The 21,794-nt window shown below is 59.1% G+C and carries 23 protein-coding genes and 2 pseudogenes; 10 read left to right on the forward strand and 15 right to left on the reverse strand.

Going from position 1 to position 21,794, the window contains the following annotated elements; translation table 11 throughout:
* From NKH90_RS20100 to NKH90_RS20115, 4 genes and pseudogenes are all read left to right on the forward strand, one after another.
* The coding region (locus tag NKH90_RS20100; protein WP_502898862.1) for a thiamine pyrophosphate-binding protein at positions 1-398 on the forward strand (398 nt) is incomplete at its 5' end.
* Positions 395-1,420 carry a transketolase family protein gene (locus tag NKH90_RS20105; protein WP_502898863.1) on the forward strand — a complete coding sequence of 342 codons (1,026 nt, stop codon included), beginning with the start codon at positions 395-397 and terminating at the stop codon, positions 1,418-1,420. The genes NKH90_RS20100 and NKH90_RS20105, both read left to right, overlap by 4 nt.
* Before the next feature lie 426 nt (positions 1,421-1,846).
* Positions 1,847-1,993 (forward strand): annotated as a pseudogene (locus NKH90_RS20110) (IS5/IS1182 family transposase); the annotation flags it as partial.
* A gap of 1,149 nt (positions 1,994-3,142) precedes the next feature.
* On the forward strand, positions 3,143-3,469 hold the full coding sequence (locus NKH90_RS20115) for a hypothetical protein (RefSeq protein ID WP_352820550.1): 327 nt from the start codon (positions 3,143-3,145) through the stop codon (positions 3,467-3,469).
* A 12-nt stretch (positions 3,470-3,481) separates the two neighbouring features.
* Here NKH90_RS20115 and NKH90_RS20120 read toward each other — a convergent pair whose 3' ends face one another.
* Entirely contained in the window at positions 3,482-3,760 is a 279-nt protein-coding gene (locus tag NKH90_RS20120) for a hypothetical protein (RefSeq protein WP_023722441.1), read from the reverse strand.
* Between the two features lie 313 nt (positions 3,761-4,073).
* On the opposite strand from NKH90_RS20120, the gene NKH90_RS20125 reads away from it, so the two are divergent.
* A complete protein-coding gene (locus NKH90_RS20125) occupies positions 4,074-4,355 on the forward strand; it encodes a hypothetical protein (RefSeq protein WP_023722439.1) in 282 nt (93 codons plus the stop codon).
* A gap of 179 nt (positions 4,356-4,534) precedes the next feature.
* The gene (locus NKH90_RS20130) at positions 4,535-4,723 is read left to right on the forward strand and encodes a hypothetical protein (protein WP_023722438.1); all 189 of its coding nucleotides are present in this window, start codon (positions 4,535-4,537) and stop codon (positions 4,721-4,723) included.
* Positions 4,724-4,730: 7 nt separating this feature from the next.
* Here the strand turns inward: NKH90_RS20130 and NKH90_RS20135 are convergent, their stop codons facing one another.
* From NKH90_RS20135 to NKH90_RS20175, 9 genes are all read right to left on the reverse strand, one after another.
* Complete coding sequence (locus tag NKH90_RS20135; protein ID WP_352820552.1) at positions 4,731-5,690, reverse strand: SGNH/GDSL hydrolase family protein; 960 nt, start codon at positions 5,688-5,690, stop codon at positions 4,731-4,733.
* On the reverse strand, positions 5,593-6,402 hold the full coding sequence (locus NKH90_RS20140) for a hypothetical protein (protein ID WP_352820554.1): 810 nt from the start codon (positions 6,400-6,402) through the stop codon (positions 5,593-5,595). Before NKH90_RS20140 ends, NKH90_RS20135 begins: the two co-directional genes overlap by 98 nt.
* 1,384 nt (positions 6,403-7,786) lie before the next feature.
* On the reverse strand, positions 7,787-8,062 hold the full coding sequence (locus tag NKH90_RS20145) for a hypothetical protein (protein ID WP_156948355.1): 276 nt from the start codon (positions 8,060-8,062) through the stop codon (positions 7,787-7,789).
* On the reverse strand, positions 7,956-8,174 hold the full coding sequence (locus NKH90_RS20150) for an HK97 family phage prohead protease (protein ID WP_352496746.1): 219 nt from the start codon (positions 8,172-8,174) through the stop codon (positions 7,956-7,958). The genes NKH90_RS20145 and NKH90_RS20150 overlap by 107 nt, the downstream gene beginning before the upstream one ends.
* Positions 8,175-8,501: 327 nt before the next feature.
* Positions 8,502-8,729, reverse strand: a complete 228-nt coding sequence (locus NKH90_RS20155) for a hypothetical protein (protein WP_352694561.1) — start codon at positions 8,727-8,729, stop codon at positions 8,502-8,504.
* A 31-nt stretch (positions 8,730-8,760) separates the two neighbouring features.
* Positions 8,761-8,967 (reverse strand): helix-turn-helix transcriptional regulator, encoded by a 207-nt coding sequence (locus tag NKH90_RS20160; RefSeq protein WP_352517670.1) that lies wholly within the window; start codon positions 8,965-8,967, stop codon positions 8,761-8,763.
* Positions 8,968-9,260: 293 nt separating this feature from the next.
* Entirely contained in the window at positions 9,261-9,722 is a 462-nt protein-coding gene (locus NKH90_RS20165) for a tyrosine-type recombinase/integrase (protein ID WP_352595194.1), read from the reverse strand.
* Between the two features lie 5 nt (positions 9,723-9,727).
* On the reverse strand, positions 9,728-9,997 hold the full coding sequence (locus NKH90_RS20170; protein WP_352820556.1) for a phage integrase central domain-containing protein: 270 nt from the start codon (positions 9,995-9,997) through the stop codon (positions 9,728-9,730).
* A gap of 349 nt (positions 9,998-10,346) precedes the next feature.
* Positions 10,347-10,613: a DNA -binding domain-containing protein gene (locus tag NKH90_RS20175; protein ID WP_031195313.1), complete on the reverse strand. Its 267-nt coding sequence runs from the start codon at positions 10,611-10,613 to the stop codon at positions 10,347-10,349.
* A gap of 650 nt (positions 10,614-11,263) precedes the next feature.
* Between NKH90_RS20175 and NKH90_RS20180 the strand changes: the two genes are divergently transcribed.
* Positions 11,264-11,734: a Ros/MucR family transcriptional regulator gene (locus NKH90_RS20180; protein ID WP_352625479.1), complete on the forward strand. Its 471-nt coding sequence runs from the start codon at positions 11,264-11,266 to the stop codon at positions 11,732-11,734.
* A gap of 232 nt (positions 11,735-11,966) precedes the next feature.
* On the opposite strand, the gene NKH90_RS20185 is transcribed toward NKH90_RS20180, so the two are convergent.
* Positions 11,967-12,179 carry a cold-shock protein gene (locus NKH90_RS20185; RefSeq protein ID WP_023749661.1) on the reverse strand — a complete coding sequence of 71 codons (213 nt, stop codon included), beginning with the start codon at positions 12,177-12,179 and terminating at the stop codon, positions 11,967-11,969.
* A 1,119-nt stretch (positions 12,180-13,298) separates the two neighbouring features.
* On the opposite strand from NKH90_RS20185, the gene NKH90_RS20190 reads away from it, so the two are divergent.
* Complete coding sequence (locus NKH90_RS20190; RefSeq protein ID WP_352517673.1) at positions 13,299-13,718, forward strand: hypothetical protein; 420 nt, start codon at positions 13,299-13,301, stop codon at positions 13,716-13,718.
* A 69-nt stretch (positions 13,719-13,787) separates the two neighbouring features.
* On the opposite strand, the gene NKH90_RS20195 is transcribed toward NKH90_RS20190, so the two are convergent.
* From NKH90_RS20195 to tyrS, 4 genes are all read right to left on the reverse strand, one after another.
* The gene (locus tag NKH90_RS20195; protein WP_352820559.1) at positions 13,788-14,330 is read right to left on the reverse strand and encodes a DUF309 domain-containing protein; all 543 of its coding nucleotides are present in this window, start codon (positions 14,328-14,330) and stop codon (positions 13,788-13,790) included.
* Positions 14,331-14,769: 439 nt separating this feature from the next.
* Complete coding sequence (locus NKH90_RS20200) at positions 14,770-15,156, reverse strand: hypothetical protein (RefSeq protein ID WP_352451796.1); 387 nt, start codon at positions 15,154-15,156, stop codon at positions 14,770-14,772.
* Positions 15,157-16,903: 1,747 nt separating this feature from the next.
* Positions 16,904-17,182, reverse strand: coding sequence for a hypothetical protein (locus NKH90_RS20205; RefSeq protein ID WP_352451797.1), 279 nt, complete (start codon positions 17,180-17,182; stop codon positions 16,904-16,906).
* A 322-nt stretch (positions 17,183-17,504) separates the two neighbouring features.
* Positions 17,505-18,764 (reverse strand): tyrosine--tRNA ligase, encoded by a 1,260-nt coding sequence (gene tyrS, locus NKH90_RS20210; protein WP_352820560.1) that lies wholly within the window; start codon positions 18,762-18,764, stop codon positions 17,505-17,507.
* Between the two features lie 799 nt (positions 18,765-19,563).
* Here tyrS and NKH90_RS20215 point away from each other — a divergent pair.
* Both NKH90_RS20215 and NKH90_RS20220 read left to right on the forward strand, forming a co-directional pair.
* Positions 19,564-19,706, forward strand: a pseudogene (locus NKH90_RS20215) (IS6 family transposase); the annotation flags it as partial.
* A gap of 83 nt (positions 19,707-19,789) precedes the next feature.
* Entirely contained in the window at positions 19,790-21,709 is a 1,920-nt protein-coding gene (locus NKH90_RS20220) for a potassium transporter Kup (RefSeq protein ID WP_352820561.1), read from the forward strand.
* The last annotated feature ends 85 nt before the right edge of the window (positions 21,710-21,794 follow it).

Raw genomic sequence — 21,794 nt, forward strand, 5'->3', positions numbered from 1 at the left:
TGTCCGACGGCGAGCTCGGTGAGGGCTCGACCTGGGAAGCCGCGATGTCGGCCGCCCACCACAAGCTCGACAATCTCATTGCCATCGTCGACTTCAACAACCAGCAGGCCGACGGTCCATCGACGGCCATGCTTTCCTCCGAGCCGGTGACAGACAAGTTCGAGGCGTTCGGCTGGCACGCGCAGCGCGTCGACGGCAACGACATCGAAGCGGTCCGCGTGGCCTTCGACCTGGCGCGCGGGCTGAAGGAGCCTCGTCCGCGTGTGATCGTTTGCGATACCCGCATGGCCAAGGGCGTGCCGTTCCTGGAAACCCGCGACATCACGCATTTCATCCGCGTCGAACCGCATGAATGGGCGCTGGCGCTCGAAGCTCTGGAAAAGGGACGTCCGCAGTGAGGCTGTCAAAATTCGCGCCGCGCCACGCCGCCAATGCCGGTGAGCGCAAGACCACATCGGCGATGATCGCGTCGATCGCGCCCGATAGCGTACCGACACGCAATGCGCCGTTTGGACAGACACTGGCCAGACTGGCGCACCAGCGGCCCGGGATCGTCGGAATGACGGCAGACCTCGCGAAATACACGGACCTCCATGTCTTCGCACAGGAGCATCCGGATCGCTTGTATCAAATGGGCATGGCGGAGCAGGTGCTGATGAGCGCCGCCGCCGGCCTGGCGCGGGAGGGCTTCACGCCCTTCGCGACGACCTATGCCGTCTTCGCATCAAGGCGGGCCTACGATTTCATCTGCATGGCGATCGCCGAGGAGAAACTCAATGTGAAGATCGTCTGCGCCTTACCGGGGCTGACGACCGGCTACGGCCCCAGCCACCAGGCGACGGAGGACATCGCGATCTTCCGCGGGATGCCGAACCTGACGATCATCGACCCTTGCGACGCGCTCGACATCGAACAGGCCACGGAGGCGATCGCGGACTACAACGGGCCGGTCTACATGCGGCTTTTGCGCGGCAAGGTCCCTGTCCTGCTCGACGAAGACGACTATACATTTGAAATCGGCAAGGCACGCCTGTTGCGCGAGGGCGCGGACGTGCTGTTCATTTCAAGCGGCCTGATGACCATGCGTGCGCTGGAGGCGGCGAAGGCGCTTGAAGCCGACAGGATCGGCTGCGCCGTTCTGCACGTTCCGACGATCAAGCCTCTGGATACGGAGGCGATACTTGCCGCTGCGCGCCGTCCGGGACGGCTAGTGATAGTGACCGAGAACCACACCATCATCGGTGGGCTGGGCGAAGGTGTCGCCGCGCTGCTGATGCGGGAGGGAGTGGCCCCAGTCTTTCGGCAGATCGCCCTGCCGGACGAGTTCCTCGACGCTGGCGCGCTGCCGACGCTTCACGATCGCTACGGGATCTCAACTTCCGAGCTCGTGCGCCGCGTCCGCACTTGGAGCGAGAAGTAAGAGCTCTCCCCATGCAACAGTTGAGCCATCGACTTGAACTGTGAGCTGGCTAACCCCGCCGCGGTTGTCGCGCTCGTCACAGCGTTGTGGACTAAGGACCTGGGCTTCCCTGATGCCTGTCAATCGGGCACATCCTGCGCGGCACTGATTGAGCACCGGCCTCCTGTTCAGATGCGGCTGGACGAGCTGTCTTCCAGTGGTAAGGAGAGAACTTCCTAGGATCTTGAACACACATCGAGGGCATTCGAGGACTTGGTGTCAGGCCCCCTGGTGCCGGTCTCCCGCGAGTTCGACGTAAGCAAGTTTCGGGATGTTGGCTCGTCTGTCCTTCGCGGCATATGGACCGGCGCGCGGCTCGCCTGTTCTCGGAACGGGTGTCACGGCACCGGTTTGGTCGAAGGTTGGTGGCGCGAAGCGAAAGAAGCTGGCCGCAACTACCTCGCCCGCCAGCAGGGCGACGCCGTCCTGGCCCCCGCCGGCTACAACTTCTCGCTTCTGCTCCGGTGGCGGAAGGCTCTTTTGGGGCTACTCATCGCCGCCCTCAAAAGTCAGCCGAAGGAGCTCGAAGCCTGACGGCCGATTGCGGACATCTGCTGTTCGAGCAGGCAATCCCGAGCGACAACGGTGTCGTTGACGAACTGCGGCCTCATTTCGAGTCCGCCCATCTCGACGCACGGGAAGTGTATCATCGTACATCAGGATCGACTTCCATCCTGCGCCAACGGGCCCAGACTCCGGTATCATGCAGAGGTGGAAAGCTCATCTTCGGTCTGGCTCGCGATCCGGCTCGCGTTCGTGAGATTTCTCTGCGCCACCGGTCGCCGGGCTGAAGCGTCAGGATATCGGCGAAGACGCGGCATTCTTGAGCGTCCAGCTTGGGCGCGAGCCAAAGAGTAAATTCGGATCGCAGCAATGTTACGATCGCAAGCGGTGACACTCGGTCCGTAGGCCCAACTTTGATCAATCGCGGCCGGGCGCCAATCTTTCACCGCAGGTCCCCGAGCGCGCGCATGCAGTGCCTCCCAGCATTTGTCGGCCGGCGAGCAACGAATTTGCCCTGCAGTGGATGACATTTAGCTGGCCAATCTGCTTGCGGTGATCGATGCGGGGGCAGCATTGTTGGGGTTTGCACGAAACCCGCGTCGCACTGAGCCGGCATCAGCCGCCCCGATCTCGCCAAGCAACAAGGACAGGCCGCACCTAACCCAAGGCCACCGAAGCGGCACGGACGTTCAGTCGATGTTTACCATTCGCTATTATCTTTCGCGAAGCGGCAAGGTTCTGAGTACCGCGCAAGTCAAAGGGCCTGCTCCAGACAATGGGGCGGGCCTTTTTGCGTCACTTTGGAGAACGGACTCCAACGAATTGCCGGTTACCTGAAAAATAGGCCCCAGGCTGTGAAACGTCGAACGTGGCCGGGTTGTTGGTGCATCCGCAATCGGTTGGAAGGCAGGCCCCATTCTCGCGATACTCTGCCAGCGTCAGGGCTGGGCCAGCGGTAGGTTAGGGCGTCACGACCCGCAACATGGCGGCGTCATAGACGAATGAAACACGATTTCGTCCATGTTGTTTCGCTTCAAAAAGGCACCGTCCGAGTGCGAAGGACGTCCTGAGCATCTGCATTGGGAGAAATTTCCGCGCCTCCAATGCTGACAGTCACTTTCACCCATGAGAGCGCGTTTAATTAAGTTGGGGTCAATTCGTGGCAGCAGGGTTCGTGCTATGAAGAAGGGACCGGTTCCCAACCGCGGCGAGGCACTTGCCTTCATCAGTGCCAGTCTCAAAGAACTGGAGGCACTGCGCGGCGGGTCTCGTGTATTGTCGCGTCGACTGACCAGTGCGCTTGATGCGCATGGTGGATGCGGTGGCTTCACCTGGGTGACCGCGAGCCCCATCGATGTTTCCTGGTCCAGGGAACCAAAACCTTTAACCGGTGCGAAGAAAAGGCATGACGTCGGCGCGAAAAAACAGCCGGACGGTCACTCCCTCCGCCAGATGCCCTTTAAACCTTTTGTCGGTATCTTCTTGCGGCCCCAATTTCGGCCCTAACGGACAGACTCGTCAGTGAGTCGTGGGGCTCGGGAACAGGAACTTGTACCCTTCCTTGAGAATCCACCGGGCGCGGGCGAGATGAGTTTCCCAGGCTCGGTGCGCCCGCTTCGGTTCCTTCTCGGGATCGATATGCAGCACAGTCCTGGCAACCACGCGCCAATCCTCGTCGTCATAGGCGGCGTCCAGCAGCCACATATACATGGCGACGCGTTTATTGTCGTATGGGGTGAGGTAGGGCTCGCTTGGCGCTTCGTCCGCGACCTCGGGATCCGGAAGCGGGCTGACCACTACGCCGCCTTCTTCGGGTCGCCGATGACGCGCGCCGGCAGATACGCTGGAGCCGGGGGCGGCAGCAAAAAATTGTTGTCAGCTGCAGTGCTCATGCGCGCAATATACATTGCGAATAGTGCCCATTCAACGCTGCGATCAAGATGGACGCGGCACGAGTCTTGCACGGCGCTCAACACGGCGAAGACCAAAGAAAACCGCGTGCGCTCCCTCGGCCATATCAATCGATTTTATCCGACGTGTCACATCCGCGTGATCTAGCGACACCTAATGAAAGCGGCTAAGGGGGACCGTGGTTTGGGGAAAAATTCTTATGAACAGCCAAAAAGACGCAGAGCGTATCCGTGCCGAAATGTCGATCGCACAGGCGATTTACGACGCCATTTGCGAGATGAACGGATCTTCGTACAGGCAAGACAAAGTACCTTTGCGGTGGGATACTTCGTCAGGCACACCGTTGAGCCTGATGAGTATTGACGGCTTTTTCGAATTGCGGGAACTGGCCCGGCGGATAGCATCGAAGATCGACACGCCTGCGCTCATCAGTCTCAAAAGCCACACCGCGCAGCCGTCGAAAAAGATTGACTTCCACTAGGGTAGATTTGCCATCGCCGTGAAAAGGTTGCTCGAGATCACGTCGAGGATGGCATCCACCTGGCCCGTGGCGCGGTTGTCGCGCTGGTCGACGCCATCCGCGCCTGCGAGGTCGATAACGCTTGCGCCGACCCAAGCACGCGCGCATTCTGCCCCGAACCAAAAACTGGGGAGGGCCGAATGTTCGAAATCGGAAGAGATTACCGCATCACCATGATTGTAGCGGTTCCGGGCGACTGGAGCGACGAAACTGGCGTCTGGACGGTCGCGGAAGTTGATGGGACGCTAGTGAAACTCACCAATCCCTACACCCCGGACACGATCATTAACACGGCGTCATGGCATTTCGTCCGCGCCGAGATTGTCTAGGCGCAACTTAGAAGTTGTCGAACAGCCCCGCCGCCATCATGCCGCCGATCAGGTCCTGTCCAAGATTGTTGGGGTGAGTTCCGTCTCCAGGACCCATCCAATGAACGTAGTTGAACTGGTTGATGATGAAGCGGCGGTACAGATCGACCACTGGCACCCTGTTTAGGGCGCAGACCTCAAGCATGGCGTTGGCGTAGTCGATCAGCTGGCTTCCGGCTCCTCCCGCAGTGCCGTCCAGCGTCCGCCATATCGGCGTCGTGAAGATGAGCTTCAGGTTCGGCCGGGCGGTCATGATCGTCTGGATGCCGTAGTTAATGGCTCCCTTGAAGGTCGCCCCGGTTATGTCCGCATTGGTGCCGATGGGGCACGTCGGGCCGGCGCCGGTGAAGTCGTTGGTGCCGAACGAGGGGATCAGGTAATCCAGCAGGCTGTAATCCACCGATGCCATGCGCGCTGCAATCGCTGGAAAGGTGCCTCCGATGACCGTTGCTGCGGCTATCTGTTGGGAAAAATCACCGGAGGCAATGGCATCGGCCAGCCGGTAAAACGAGAACTTGTCATAGTTCGCAGCATGGTTGGCCATGCGGGTGCCGCCGCCGCCGCAGTTGGTGATCGTCATGCCGGTGCGCTGGGCAATCTTGGCGGTCGGCGTGATGCCCGGCCAGATGACACTTTCGATGATGCTATCGCCGAAGTGCGCACCGATCTTGCCGGCGAACTGCGAGGCCGGCACGGAGGCAACGTCCTTGGCCAGTTTGTCAAACCGGCCATGGTTATCGATCAGCCGGCCCGGTGCCTTCTGGATGGCCCAGCCGGGAAGGTAGGCATCCGCGGCCAAGGCCCCTGTCGGAAGGATGCGGAGCTGGTGATTAAGGCCGTAGGTAACGTCGTTCTGGGTGACCACGATGGGCAGCGAAATATACGTCAGGCCATTGACCGTTTTGGTTATCTGAGCGGTCTGGGTCACCCCGGACGACACCGAAATGTAGTGGATGAACTGGATGGACTGGGCACTCCCCGCCATGAAGGCGAAGATACACCAGACAGTTTCTCCCACCGTCAACCCTGCTTCGGCTACGGGCGTCTTGATGTCGTGCAGCGTGGCCGGCCGGCAGCTTGATGGCCTTGGTGCCGAAGGGCGAGCCTGCCGGCGCGTTGACCAGAACAGGAGGAAACCCGCCAGCCGATGCTCCGATCAGGGGGTTGCCAGCATAGTCGTTGGTGACGCCGCTGGCCGCAATGCGGAAGAACGGGTTGATGTTAAGCTTCGGGTTCGCATCCTCCGCCACCATGGCCGCAGATTGGAGAGCCCCGCCGATGTAGGTCAGGCGTGACTTGGCCTTCTGGACAGCCCAGCCGAGCACGAACAGGCCATTCGCACCGACGCCGGCAGCGATGTTGAGCCGAACCAGCAGGCTCGTGCCAAACGTGACATCGTTCTGGGTCGGCGTGACGGTCAGCCCAACGCTCATGTAGCCCAGCCCGCCCGCCACTGCCGGGTTGACCGTGTTGCTCTCGTTGTGCGCCACCCCGGATGACACCGCGATGCTGCCGATGATCTGAAGGCTTTGTGCGGCGATCAGATCAACGATGATTTCAACGGGTTCACCAACCCGCAGGCCGAGGTCGGCAGCGCACACTTTGAGGTCCAAAAGCGTCGCCCCGACCGACAGAGACAAGGCGCCACGCCTGTCGTTCAATTTTGGCGAGGTGATATTCGGAAACGGCTTCGTGTCGGCGAGGGTGCGGCATCCCGCAGAATAGGAATATATTCCGCATGTCGTCAAGGCACATAGACTACTTCGTCCTGCCCTCAGCGCCTGCTCGCCGCGGGCATTTTGGGGGAAGCATGAATCAAGTTATGTGCGTTTGTAGCCATCAGCGTTTTGTCGGGCTGCGCTACTCGCCCAGCCGACATCAAGCCCACGCTGGTTTCGTCCAGCGTATGCGCGGGCAAGTCCTGCAGCCAGTTGGAAGCCGAACTTTACCGAACGAGTTCCGACCTGGCGCCGATAATGGCCGTACAAGACAGAACCGCCCGCCATGACGTGGACGGCGTGTTTTGGCTTGGCTTGCCGGTTGGCAGTATGATGGACAACACAGACATCAAGGCACGTGAAGCCAAGATCGGCGAGCTGAAGGGCAACATGGACGCGATCAATGCAGCCCGACGAAAGGGCGGCTGTGTTGCCGGCACTCTGTAAGCCGTTCCAACGTTAAAATTGTCGGCTTGCTTCCCGCCTTGGCCACTGCGGAGTGGTCGTTTCATCGATTGACTCGCGTAATGCACCGGCAGTTAATCTCCCCGCCAGGGCAAAAGAGGGGCTATGAAACTGGGAGCAAACGATGACTGTCCAAAAAGAAGACTATCGAACCAACAGAGCCGACTACGCCATAGCTGCGATGCATAGCCGAGCGACCGCTGAGGGCGATCGTGACGATTTGTTGACGAGGAAAAAGTCCCTGTGGGTAACAGATCGGCGATCTGCAAAATTGGCTGCAAACCCGTCCGAAAGCTCGCCAGAACCCAAGGCAAAAGCGCGCGGTAAGTGAATCGGACGCCAGCCACTTTCTTACCGCCGCGTACTTCGTTCGCATGGTTCGATTATATTAGATTTATCTAAAATACCAACCAGCCAGTCGAGCATTCCCGAACGCTCGCTGGTCAGGCCCAGCGGCCGCCCCCTAACCCAAGCTGCTGGGCCGCCCGCTAAGGAAGTGCGTTGTATCACTGATACGGTCGTCGGTGACCGCCTCCGTACCGCGGCCGTGATCGCAACCACGTCACCGATGCCAACGCCCCGCATCGTACCACTCAAACGAATGGCCTGGATGCGTTTAGTATCCATTCTCGGGAGACCCACGCATGGGTGTCGCTTGGGAGACAAGTGACTCCCCTTTAAAGGCATCGAGATGCTACGAGCGCCGAAAAGTCAGTTCCTTAGACCTAAAGATCGGGCGATTTGCCAGCGGGTTGTCGACCAGATAACCGCCGACGCTAAATGGTACAGCACTTCGATAGACGGTCAGATTCTGGCCTCGACCACGCTGAATCTCTTTCAATCAGGGGTCGTAAACGAAACGAATTTGCTGGCACATGTTCGCGCGCGGCGCCACGACTTCACTAAACTGACAGGCTAGCTCCACCCGGGCGGAAACAGCGCGTTTCAGCAAATCGTGAATTGACCTGCATCCATGGAAGCCGGTTGGCGGCACGGCAGTTGGCTGAAGATCAAGAGCTACATGGTGGAAGAATATGACTTGCTCGGCGGGTGGACCGGCCGCTGCGATATTTGCTGTCGCGGCGGCCAACACACCCAAGTGGCCGGCTGCTGTCATGCGACCACAGAGCCGCCACGTCAGGATTGTGGAGCAATGACTTGTCGAAAGATCCGCGCGCAAACTGTTCAACGAAGAGACCCGCGATAGTCGCGGGTTGGCTCCATTGGATGGCGTAGCCCGATACTCAGCCATTCGTCAGCCTCTGCAGGCGCTTCTCCGCTTTGTCTAGCGCAATGCGGCGCGCGATGACCTTTGCGCTGTCACCACGCTTGGTGTGCTGTTTATCGCCCGGCAGTCTCACCAGACGTTGACCAGGGCGCCCCTTATCCGTGGCGGCTTCGTATTCTCGCCGTTCCATACTCACACTCCCTTGCGTTGCCGCAGCCTGGCGGCTCCGGTCGGGCATCAAGGATTTTCAAGGGGAGCGGTCCAGTCTTGGAGTGCCGCCGTTGGTCCGGCGGTGTTTTTTGAAGAAACGCGCGGCCCGTCAGTGTGCTCACTCTCGAGCGATGCGCATTGCTGTCATTTCAATTAATTCGCCAAGGAAGCGGATGCTGATTAAGCCCTGCGCTTCTCGATCTTTGTCTGTTCGGTCGATGGGCCACTCCTCTTGCAGTAGGTGCAAGCCGGTTGCGAACTTTTCCCTATTGAAGTCCGGAACATCCTCTATCAAGCGGATCAGAAGATGCTGCAGGAACGCCTTCTCGGTAGCCTTCCAAAGCATAAACATTTCGCAACAGTTTCGGCATTGTGGCTCATGCTGCCGCGCTCGCGGCGATACGCTTATCAATCCACTCTTCGACCTCGGCACGCATATATGCACTACGTCGTTCGGATAGCGAAACGGGCTTCGGGAACCCCCCGGCTTCGGCCATCAAAATCAATAGTGTACGAGAAAGAGACGTGGCTGACGCCGCGTCTTTTGGTGCGATCAGGCGCGGTCGGTTGTCGTTTGCTGTCATCGGAATCCCCATTGCAACCCGGCGCAAAAAGAGCGTGCGGAAAATCCAACGTGCGAAGGGGCACGTTCAAATCTGAATCTTTAGAGAGGGATTCGGGTCGCCGTTAACTTAGGCGAGGTAAGCCAAGGTGAAGAACAATATGCGTTTCGCCTGTAATGCCAATATGGTCAACGGGCTTTATTTTACAATACTGTGCCAGTCTACCATCAAGCCGCGTCTTTTTTGCGACGCGGTGCCACGTCTGTATGCGGCTTCGGTCTTGTCCTTGAGCACATGAGCCAAGGCCGCCGCGGCTACATCGCGCGGGTAATCGGTCTATCGCCAGCCCAATCACGGAACGATGAGCGCAGACCATGCAAGGTCGCATCGCCCGCACCAGCGGCCCTAAGCGCCTTCGTCATCGCTGTGTCGCTGATTGGCCTTCCGTCGCGTCCACCTTCGAACACCAGATCGCTGGTCGACTGCTGCTGTGTAGCGCGGAGGATTGTCACGGCGCGCTCGGAAAGCGGAACCTCATGGTCGCGCGCAGCCTTCATCTTTGCGGCGGGTACCGTCCACAAGGCCGCATCAAGGTCGATCTCCGGCCACACTGCGCCGCGAACCTCACTGGAACGCGCTGCGGTCAATGCGGCGAACTCCACAGCCCTAGCTGACACGCCAGCGGCGGCTCGTAGGCGCTTGATGATGGCAGGCAGTTCCTTGTAGCCGACTGCTGCGTGATGGCCGCGCGTGAGCTTCTGTCGAGCCGGAAGCATATCCTTCAGCCCTCTCCGCCAGTCGGCAGGGTTGTCGCCGACATAAAAGCCGCCGCCTTCGCGTGATCCATTACTGCTGCAATGCACATGCGGAGGCGGTCAGCAGTCTCTGGTATCTTCTCCCAGATCGGCTTCAGCGTCTCGACCACGTCGTCGCGCGCGATCTCGGCGATCGGCCTCTTGTGCAGCGGCTTGGCATATTCACGCAACGTCATCGACCACTGCGCCTTGTGCTTCCCATTGCGGAAAGACTTCTCCTTCACCGCTATCTTCATCGGAAAGCGAGCCGGGAAAGTGTCTCGCTTGACGATTCGAAAGACCCGCTGTTTATAGCTTTTTCATCGGCTTCTTTCGTTATCGTTGGCGTCGGAATTGTCCTGCCTGCATGGTTGGCTTTTCATGTTGGCGGTTCGGGTTTGGTTGGCCTCGTGTTGCTGTCGTCCAGCGTGGCGGGTCTGGTGCTCGCACCGGTCGCCGGCCATCTGGTCGATCGTCATGATGGAGCAAAGAACTGAGGTCTTTCAATTTGAACCTAATTCCCGCAGCCCCGACCGTGAGACCGCTCTTTTCGCGGACGCCGTAACCACATCTGAACAGGCGGAGCGTGTCGCCGCCTGTTCGCCCTCATCCGGCGAACAATTCCTTGTAACCGGTCGTCACCATCCAGTTCGCCCGATCGAGATGGCTTCGCACGGTTTTCCGGGCCCGCTCCGGCTCTTGCACCGGATCGATGCCGAGGATGACCTGCGCCATCTCCTCATAGCTTGCCTCGTCGGCACCTGCATCCAGGAGCCTCAGGTAGGTCGTGAAGTGCTGGCGGTCGTAGCTGGTCAGGCTGTCAGACCAGGGCACTTCTTCTTTAAGGCCTGGTTTAACGTCTGGATATTTCATCATGATATCGGGCTCCGGAAGTAAGTGATCGAAGAGCGATTGTTTCTTTCGACAGCCTAACCAAGCGCATGGGAAACATCGTAGCTAACACAACACCGCGATCATGACCCGCAAGCGCCCGCTCGAGGCGATATGCGCATCTTCTGAGCGGTTCGACCCAGGTTAGCGAGAATTGCAAAAAGCTCAAGACCGTGCGGCTGCACATCGGGTTTCGCGCGGATTGGTGGCCATCAAGGTCGTTTGTGACCACAGGATTAACAGGCAAAGCTTGTGCTTGAATTACCGCAATGCTCAGCATCGGTTCAACCACCGTATTCGAGTTCGCAGCGCCTGCCGAGGGCGCGCTGGCCGGGGCGCAGGTCAAATCGAAAGTCAAGAACCGAAGCCTAGCTACCGCATCCGTGAGGGCTTCGTGAGCTGCGGAAGGACGACCTTGGAGCTTCATGGGGGGCGCAAAACATCTTTGGCGCTTCGTTTTGCCCGGCCGACAGCGCGCAGATCAACACGCGCACGACGGCGGATGCAGCGCTATGGTCCTCGGTGCCGACGAGCATCGCGATAGTCCTGCCGGGCTGTATTTGCTTTCAGCGACAACCGCCACTATTAAGCAACACTTCGCCGACTGTGTTTCAGGCTGCCCGGAGAATTTCATGACAGAAGAAGCCGCAAAAAACATTGACACCCTCATCGAGCTCACGGCCGATGTCGTCTCAGCCTATGTCTCCAACAATCCGGTCCCGGTGGGGGATCTCCCTGCCCTGATCGGCCAAGTGCACGCGGCGCTGAAAGGCACGGCTGCAGGCGTCACCGCACAAAAGCCGGTTGCGCTTACGCCTGCTGTCCCAATCAGGAAGTCGGTGACACCGGACTACATCATCTCCCTTGAAGACGGCAAGAAGTTCAAATCGCTAAAGCGCCATCTGTCGACCCACCATGGCCTGACGCCAGATGAATATCGCGCCAAATGGGGCCTGTCGGCAGATTATCCCATGGTCGCGCCGAATTACGCTGCCGCGCGCTCGGCATTGGCCAAGACGATGGGACTCGGCCGCAAACCGAAAGAGCCGGAAACGCCGGCGCCGGCACCGGCGAAGCGGACCCGCAAGAAGGTCGCAGCTTAGAATTTCGGCAATCGAGGTCGTGCTGGAGCGCGCAGCTACCGTCGGCATCTGCGCAGAATACGAGAAGGCGGGGACAGCCCGCCTTCAACTGCAAACATCCTTGTTTCACAAGAAGCGCCTCCGCCAGCAATGTGCTGCGCCGAACCCTATTCTCGCCCGCTCTTGTCCAGCGGCCGTCAGTACATCCGGACTTGCCGCGTACTTCCGGCTCTTGCCGGGGGCAGGAGAAAAATCAGCCAGCTTTGCTGAGGCTGCCAGCGGAGGACTTGCCAGTGCGGCGGTCCTGCTCGATCTCATAGTTGATCTTCTGGCCGTCAGCGAGGGTCGAGAGGCCCGCGCGTTCGACAGCGGAAATGTGGACGAAAACGTCCTGACCACCATTGTCGGGCTGGATAAATCCAAACCCCTTGGTGCTGTTGAACCACTTCACGGTTCCAGTTGCCATATGCGTATTCCTTGTAAAGTTCGCAACACGTTTTGGTCGGCGATCATGCCGGGCGCCCGGAGCGACACGCCGTGGTAAGCGCATCGAGCAGCCAGTGGACTGGCGGCGATCAAGCGGCAGTCGCAAAGGTAGACGAAACTCACGCACCACGTGGTGAACCTTGCAATGAGGAGTCGGGGGCCGGCACCTCGTACGATCGCCATCGTCAGAGGATCGAAGCGTTAATCACTGCGGCCAGCGCGGATGCGATCGATCAGGCGCGCGTTTTGCTGGATCAGTTCAAAGGTGAGTCATGAACAACCGCCCACGCGATCGACGACTTCCTGCTTGATTTGATGCCCTGGTGGTTGTTGTAGAAAACACCCGCAAGAGGCTCTACAATCCGGCGAGGCAGTTGGCGCGCGTGAGATTGACCAGGATCAGGCCGTTCTAGGCTGATTAGAGCGCCCACTCTCGCGAAGAAGGGGGCCGATCTGATCATCGACAAAATCGAGCGCAGCAAAGCTGACCCGTTCTGTGGGTGATCGCTGCTGCGATTCCTCATGCACCACCCAGCGTCTGGATCAACGACAACGAGGGCTGCGGAACAAGCCTGGTCAGCGCCACCTCTTGCGACTTCGCAACCCACACTAAGGGTTGATCGGTGGAGGAAAGCCGATGCATGTGCAGCAAGTGCAGCTTTGGGATTGCCGAGCGCTTGCGAGTGCAATCTGTGCCCGGCCACCCAGACATCCGGCATGCGGACCATCAGCAGCATAATCAGTCGCAGGTGGCCGATTGCAAAAATGCGTTGGACGGGTCCGATTTACTCGGGAACATGCGAGCATGGAAAAGTGGCGGCCATCTTCATTGCATCTTGAACATTTTGCGGCTTCGCGATGGGCCTACTAAAGGCGACTGCGTGGGCGATATGGTCGTTATGGCGGTCATGCTGACGGCAAGACAACAGATCGGGAGCCTGGGCCTAAACACCTAGGCTCCGGCGGTGAGCCGCTTCAGTCGTGGCATGGACGATTTCACGGTCTTCGAAAACCGTTGGAAAATGCGTGGGCGGGTGGACGAAAGCGTGCGATCGGCCTAGACGACATTTCGCACGCTCCCAAATCCGCCGAGAGCACTATGAAGCAGCAGCGACCTTTTGTCGTCGAGATCAAACAGAAGCGTGGGCTCATGAAGCGGCCACAGTCAATCTGGGGCGGCATCGACCTGGCCGCCATCGCGAACGATATCGCGGAAGCGAAGACTGAAGGTGCGATCGCTGAAGTGCCGATTTTTCCTTGTGAAGATATCCGTTCTCGGCCCATGGCCGCCGTTGGTGAAGCGGTACCCGACGGCAAGGAGGTGATCATGCCCGACGGATCGCTTCCTAAGCAGCCGACGGTTGAGAAAGCGCCGGTTCCGAAGGCATCGAACCCACCGACTGAAGACAGACGGACCCGCCAGAAAAAGCGGCGGCAGAAAGATGTTGCTTTGCCGAGAGGTGAACGATGGAAGCGGCGCCTGCCATGGGTGCTCCGCCAGCGCCGGGCTGTGCCGTAGGTCAACCGCACCAGGATTGAAGCTGCCCTTGTCGAACTGTCCATGACGGGCCGGCAGTGCACTTGCCTATCAGACGCCCTCGGATTTAGGGGCGAGAATGAAATCGAAAACGGGCTCAGGCTGGCCAGGCATCGGCTCTCGCAAAACAGCTGGGAAAGTTGTGGCCGTTTCGGCGTGTACCGCGAGCTTGGCAGGTGTCATTCCGAGTGCGGCCTCAAAGGGCCGGCTCGGCAGAGGCGCCACCCGACGAAAAAGCGCTGCAGCTCTCGCCGCATGGCGCGCGGCAGCGACCCGCTTTCCCTCGCGGATTTTCACCCCGGCCGCCGCCAACAGGATCAATCCCTTGAACAAAAGGCGATGCTGAGTGCCTTGTTTCGCAGCGTGCCAAAGAGGCTCCCAAGCCTCATGGGCTTCCCAGTAATAACCGTGATTGAACAGGTCGATACCCCATCGGAACCCGTTTGAGCTGAGTGATTCCTCGACGGCAACAACGGTCACCGGGTCGCTTTGGTAACTGTGACCCAGCGGGTCGCGAACCGGATGCGGATGTTTGCCAGGCAGGTATGCGTAGCCCGGGAAATTCTTTTCGGGTAGCAAGCGACGACGTGACATCGACCCCAGCAATCATGAAAGCACGTCGATGACAATTCATGTCCTATGGAATCTGATGGGACACCGCCTGCATTGGCTGCTGGGTCCTTCCATCCCTGAGATTTCAGCCTCCGCCGTACACGCACGACGCCGGACGTCTTCGGTGGCAGACGCCGATAGCGCTTGACCGTCTTGAAGCCCGACTACTCGCGCACCGAAGACTGACGCTGCTTCTGCGAGCAGCAGCCCGGTCGCAAGGCCGAAGACGACCCCAAGGTAGTTCGGATCGATCTCCGCCCGGAGCCAGTCGCGCCGGCGTTCAACGTGAGCAGTTTGATGACGGGAACGAAGCTGGGTCTCACTGCGGAGCGGCTGCTGCTGGCGGGGATTCGCGCGCTGGTGCCTCATCGCCGCCGCGCCATCTGCTTAGCCCGCAAGGTAGGAAGCGGCGCTCAGCCGGCTAGAACCGGGCGAAGTGACCAGAGCTCCGAAGTTTGGCTAGCAGGATGATGGCCGTTCCGCGGTGGTCAACCCTCGCTTGCTCACGCAGCGGAGACGCATCCCAGGCAGCCAATTCTGCCACCAAAAGGGCGGTGTCCCCGTTTACCGATGCGCATCTAAGTTGTCCGTACTTGTCCATCACGATTATTGCTGTGCCGGTGACGCCATATCCAATCGCGGCCATCCGCTGAACGCAAATATCGCCGTCGACACGAACATCGAAAAGAACCGATCCTGCGGTTTTCTCCGCAGCGTCAGCCACACGATCACAGAACGGCCGATGCAGGCCTTCGATATTGCCTAGTGACTGCTCAAACAACGCCAATTCAACATGCTGCGCCACCATGGCTGCAAAATGCGCGCCGGCTGGCACAATCGACAATAGGCCAGGGCTGACTATCCACGCACCAATCGCCCTCCCGATGCCTACATCGCAACTGCGCTCTTGGCGGGCGCTACTTCGCTTGTCCGCGGCATGCCCAAGCCGTTGGAGCGCTCCTCGAACAGATTGCCCATAACATCACAGCCCAAGATGGCCAATAGGACGAACAACCTTGTAATATCGCTTCATTCGTCCTCCCGAGCGCCGCGCTTCTTTTCCACAAGCGTTTCGGCTTGCCGGAAATTAGGAATCCGCATGGCTTTTCGGTTGGGTGTTGGCAGGAAGACTTATGGGCGGGCGAGGATGGATCAAGGCGTTGCGTCAGGACGAGGCTCGGCAAGTGCGTGCGCATTGCGGAACTGGAGCGCGATCTCATGGCGACCAAATGAGGAGTCTCGGAATTATTCTTGGACGATTTCGCGAGTCACATTCTTCCTGCCAGTCGAACCGGCAGATTGCGAATTCAGTGGCGAGTATATGTCCGCGATTTAGCGGAACGACTGTCCCGTTTTTGCGAAATGCGCACTCACTCAGCGGAGACGCATTCCACGCAGCCAATTCCGCCACCAAAAGGGCGGTGTCCCCGTTTACCGACGCGCATCTAAGTTCTCCGTTGTTCCCCAACACGATTATTGCTGTGCCTGTTACCTCAATCGACCGTTCTGCGATCGTGTGGCTGACGCTGCGGAAAAAACCGCAGGGTCGGTTCTGTTCGATGTTCGCGTCGACGGCGATAGCTGCGTTCAGCGGATGGCTGCGATTGGATATGGCGTTTAAATCCTAACGGGATTCAATAATCCCTGTGGGACGGCACGTCCTGTGTCCTGCAGCGCGTTGTTGAGCGCATGGCCCATATAGCGGATTGATGATGGTGAAGGCCTCGGGCTCTCCTCGGCTCCGGCACCGGCACGGAACGTGTTGGCCGGCACCGCAAAGGGCGTTCGGCCGGCCGGAGAGAGGTCGAGGCAGCAAGCATTCCCAGTGGGGAAGTCAGGCTGTTTGGCTGTCGCATCCACGAAAGGTCGCGCCACAGAAACTTGATTGCCAGTCAAATTTTGTTTTCTCGACGCTTCACGAATTAGCATTGGATGCTTCGCTGTTGGGCGTGAAGGAAGATAGGCTGGGGATGGCGCGGCCCGAGCGAACCCACAAAGCCTTCACACGATGCAGATAAGGCACGGGACCTCGTCGAAAGTGTCGACAGGCTGGCTGGCGTTGCTCATGACTGAGCGGAAATAGAGCACGGCAAGACGGTGGAGACCATCGCGCTCGACAACAAGAACAATTCTCCAGAGGCGATCATCATTGTCGATCCGGCGGTCGGGAGGCCTGGTCGGCTTAGCGGGGCTACGACGATGCGACATCCAACAGATATGCGGCATGACTCGGTCAAGGTCGGTGCTGGAATTGCCGCCCGAAAATGGAGTCTTGGCCCAGGAATCGAGCCGCCATCGCGGACGTTGCACCGAAGCAGAGCCGGCACTGTCTCAAGTCCGGATGGCGAAGTGCGCAGCCGATGAAAGCTGCGGCAGTTGGGGACGCGTACAAGCCGTATATGATGACGACATTCGGGGCGCCACGGAGGCGTTCCGCGTTCCTATCGCTCGAACCATGGCCATCGACGAATACGACAGGCCATCAGGTCCGCCGCGCCTTAGCGATAGATGAGTCGCAGCTTCGCCGTGCATAGCGTGATCGCGGAAGTTTGCATTTACGCGCTCCCGTCGGTTTCATTCTCCTCATCGATTTCGCGCACGGGCAGATAGGCGTTCGTTTCCAGCCATTCCCGCAGCACGATCTGAATGAGGTCCGCCCGGCCGATTTCCATTTCGGCAGCAATGGCGTTGAGAGCGTCCTCGGTGGCCGGTTCCAGCGGCACGCCGGCGACGTTTCTGAGCATCAATGCCGCGCGCCGCAAGATGATCTGCAGATCCGCGCGCGAAACGTGTGTCGCTTGGCAGTTAATTAGTAAGCGCGAATTTCCCCGCACCTTTTACTGTTGAGTGCTCTGATGCATGAGGCGTCACCAAAATAGGTTGACACCTTGTGTGCGGTCGCCGTCAATGCCGATCACATCAAAGGAAACGGCCCGCCCATTGCCGCATGGATGCGTGACAATGCTGCTCGACCTCCTACATGTTAATGCATCACGCAATATAGTAGCCAATCACCCACCCGGCCAGTTTGCTGCCTTTGCCCGGCTCTAACTACCCCCTGAGGAATGTCTCTCGACAGTCCTCAGGGAACTCGACGCGAATGTCTGCAATATCCGCTAAGCGGGCAGAATTTCTGCGACAGCATTTGCTGAAACCCTACTTTACAACAGTGTGGCGCTTCCGGCCGAGCGAAAGCCGGATCGGGAGGTCTTGGGACGATATCATTGTATCCACCTCGACGACGTTGCCGTTGATCCGCACACCTCGTCCCGAGATCGCCCTTCGCGCTTCCCCTTTGGAGGAGGTCAATCCGGCGCGTACCAGCAAATCCACAAGGGCTACTCCGGCCAAGCCCTCGGCGTCATTTAAATGAAGCGTCGGTAGCCCCTCTGCGGCTTCGCCCTGCCCAAATGCTTGGCTAGCCGTGGCCTCCGCCTGTTTGGCGGCGTTAGTTCCATGTGCCAGGGCCGTAGCTTCGTTGGCCAGACGTTCTTTGACGGCGTTTAGCTCGGTTCCTTCAGCCTGTCCAAATCGCTCGATCTCGTCCATCGGCAGATCGGTGAAAAGCTTCAGGAACCGAACGACATCAGCGTCTTCCGTGTTACGCCAGAATTGCCAGTAATCGTATGGCGAAAGGCGATCTTCGTTGAGCCACACAGCTCCGGCAGCCGTCTTACCCATCTTGACACCTGAAGGAGTCGTCAGAAGCGGCGTAGTCACTCCGAAGACTTCCTTTCCATCCGTCCGCCGTATCAAGTCGATGCCATTGATGATGTTCCCCCACTGGTCGGCTCCACCCATCTGCAGACGGCAACCGGTCCGGCGGGATAGCTCAAGGAAGTCGAACGCTTGGAGGATCATGTAGTTGAATTCTAAGAAGCTCAGGTTCTCCTGCTTTTCCAGCCGCGACTTCACACTGTCGAAAGAGAGCATCCGATTGACGGAGAAATGCCTGCCGACGTCTCTCAGCATGTCGATCCAACGAATGCTGTCCAGCCAGTCGGCATTGTTCACCATCACGGCATCCGTCGGGCCGTCTCCGAAGACAAGGAGACGGTCAAAGACCTTTCTGATCCCTTCAATGTTGGCGGCGATCCGCTCGTCCGTCAGCATCGGCCGCGCCTCCGAACGGAAGCTGGGATCGCCGATGCGGGTAGTCCCACCCCCAATGAGAACGATGGGTTTATGGCCAGTCTGCTGAAGATGACGAAGCGCCATGATCAGAAGAAGATGGCCGACATGAAGACTGTCAGCCGTCGCATCGAAACCAGCGTAAGCGGGTACGATGCCTGCTTCAAAGGCGGCATCGACACCCGGCAGGTCGGTCCCTTGATTTACATAGCCGCGCTCAATGAGCGTCTTCAAAGCCGCCGAACATGGTTCGGAATGACCGGTTGATAAATCGGGAAGTGCCATATAGGGAATCCTCCTGGTATTGCCGCCAGGGGGTCCTCTCATGAACAAAGCCGCCTGACGGCGGCTTGTTTCAAGGCATGATCGAAACGCGCCGCTCCTTATGGAAGCGTCGCATAATAGATTGCAGCGATGAGCGCGGACTTGATCATGTGCCCATGCATAAAGGACTTTATCCGCACCTGCAAGCAATCTGAAATGGCTACTTCGGGGAGCTGCCGAGCCTCTGTCGCGACGATTTGCAACTGACTTTTGCACCGTCGCAGAACTCAACTTTTGCGACAACATTTCCTGCTTCCCGCTTTCCTTCTGATGTCGAGCCCAGACGCGCTTCACCTGCGCTTCGCTGCAGCAGCCGGTCAGCTTTGGCGTCCTGCCGATACTGTTGCCGCCAGACCGGAAGACAATAAGGCGTTCGTGTGTCACCAGTCAGCTTGGTCCGGCATATTTCCCGGTTCCGTCGCAAACTCCAGCTGAGGTCGGGCAGGTTGATCGTCACGCGGCGCTCATGCGGCGAGCATTTCGAACTGCTTGGGATCAATCGAGGCGGGAACCCTAGAGAGTCAGCCCTCAGAGCCTTTGGTATTAGACCGACCCCTCGCACCGGTTTGGGCTGGGTGTACAAGTCAGGTTTTCATCAGGTTCGACGAGTATGTCTGGCAGCCAGAGCGCGACCACTTCCGTGCCCGCCCGCTCGTCTGGCAGACACACACAGGAGAAAGATATGCTAAGGCGTTATCAACTTAACTTTCGGCATAGACGATGGCCTGAACATCGCGACCGTCAGCTACAAGCAGCGCCATCGTTTCCTGCCGCAGATCATCGCCCATGCGGTCTGGCTCTCCTTCAGGTTCCCCTTGAGCCTGTGCCTGGTCGAGGAAATGGCGCTGGAGCGGGATCGTGGTTTCGTATGAGACAATCCGCCGGTGGGGCAACAAATGCGGTCCGCATACGGAGCCATTACGTGAGGCACTTGATATTGCAGTGCAGCAAGCGTAGAGCACCGCGCGCTTATCGGAGTGTCGTCCATGGCCCTTACCAATGCTGGTAACGAGGCAGAACCCGTCGAACAATCGAGCCATTCTGAGGTCGAGCAGCACAGCACCAAGGTGCTGATGCTGGGCGCACTCGGCGTGGTTTACGGCGATATTGGCACCAGCCCGATCTATGCTTTCCGCGAGGCATTGGTGGCATCGTCGGGGGGCGAAGTCGCCAACCGTGGCGACATCCTCGGCGTGTTGTCGCTGATCATCTGGTCGCTGACGATCATCGTCACCATCAAATACATCATGTTCGTGCTCAGGGCCGACAATCGCGGCGAGGGCGGTGTGCTGTCGATGATGGCGCTGGCGCGCAACAGTTTCCCGACCCGCTCGGCGGTGATCCTCGGCATCGGCATCGTCGGTGCCTCGCTGTTTTTTGGTGACGCCGTCATCACGCCGGCGATCTCGGTGCTGTCGGCGGTCGAAGGCATGAACGTCGTCACGCCGACGTTCCAGCCCTATGTGGTGCCGCTGACGCTGGTCATCCTGGCGATTCTGTTTTCGGCACAGCGGTTTGGAACCGGCGGCGTCGCCCTGATCTTCGGCCCGATCACGGCAGTCTGGTTCCTGGCCATCGGCCTTTCCGGTCTCAACCACATCATCGCCGATCCGGAAATCCTGCTGGCAGTCAGCCCGCATTACATCGTCGCATTCCTGATCAATTCACCCGACGTCGCCTTCGTGACGATCGGCGCCATCTTCCTCGCCGTCACCGGCGCCGAGGCGCTTTATGCCGATCTCGGCCACTTCGGCCGTAAGCCCATCGTGCTCGCCTGGCTGGCCATCGTGTTCCCTTGCCTGCTGCTGAACTATGCCGGGCAGGGCGCATTCGTGCTGGCGAAAAACGGAGTGGTCGGTCATCCCTTCTTCGAGATGAACGAAGGCTGGACGCTTATTCCGATGGTCGTTCTCGCCACCGCTGCGACCGTCATCGCCAGCCAGGCGGTGATCTCCGGCGCTTTCTCGCTGACCAGGCAAGCGGTGCAGCTCAACATGCTGCCGCGCCTGGAAATCCTGCATACGTCGGAAAGACAGTCCGGCCAGATCTACATGCCGCGCGTCAACATGCTGCTGGCGCTGGTGGTGATGCTGCTGGTGGTCGGCTTTGGCGAATCCAGCAAGCTGGCGTCGGCCTACGGCATCTCTGTGACCGGCAACATGCTGGTGACGACGGTGCTGCTGTATGTGATCATGACCCGCATCTGGAAGTGGAAGCTGAGGGTGGCGATCCCATTGACCGCGCTGTTTGCCTTCATCGATATCGGCTTCTTTGCGTCCAATATCGTCAAGGTGTTCGAAGGTGGCTGGGCTTCGCTGGCGGTAGCCTTCACCATCGTGCTGGCGATGTGGACATGGATCCGCGGTAGCCGCTATTTGTTCGACAAGACCCGCCGGAACGAGATCCCGCTCGATTTCCTCGCCGGCAATCTACTGAAGAAGAAACCGCATCTGGTGTCGGGCACCGCGGTGTTCCTGACCAGCGACCCGCTGAGCGCGCCGACCGCGCTGATGCACAGCCTGAAGCACTACAAGGTGCTGCACGAGCAGAACGTCATCCTATCGGTGGTGACGGCACCGCAGCCGGTTGTGCCCGACAGCGAGCGCGTCAAGATGGAAATGGTCAACGAGCTGTTCATGCGGGTGACGCTGACCTTCGGCTATATGGAGCAGCCCAACATCCCGCGTGCGCTGGCGATCTGCCGCAAACAGGGCTGGAAGTTCGACATCATGACGACGTCCTTCTTCCTGTCGCGGCGCTCTCTCAAGGCCTCGCCCAATTCCGGCATGCCGGTCTGGCAGGACAAGCTGTTCATCGGGCTGGCGCGCACGGCGGCCGATGCAACGGAATATTTCCAGATCCCGACCGGACGGGTGGTCGAGATCGGGACGCAGGTGACGATTTAGGGCATGCCGCGGTTGAGAAGAATCGGTGCTGTCACATTGATTGAGCGGTAAGGAAATTGAGGTAGCAGCGCGCCCGGCACTGTAA

It is taken from the genome of Mesorhizobium sp. M0898, from assembly GCF_040319695.1.
Lineage (GTDB): Bacteria > Pseudomonadota > Alphaproteobacteria > Rhizobiales > Rhizobiaceae > Mesorhizobium.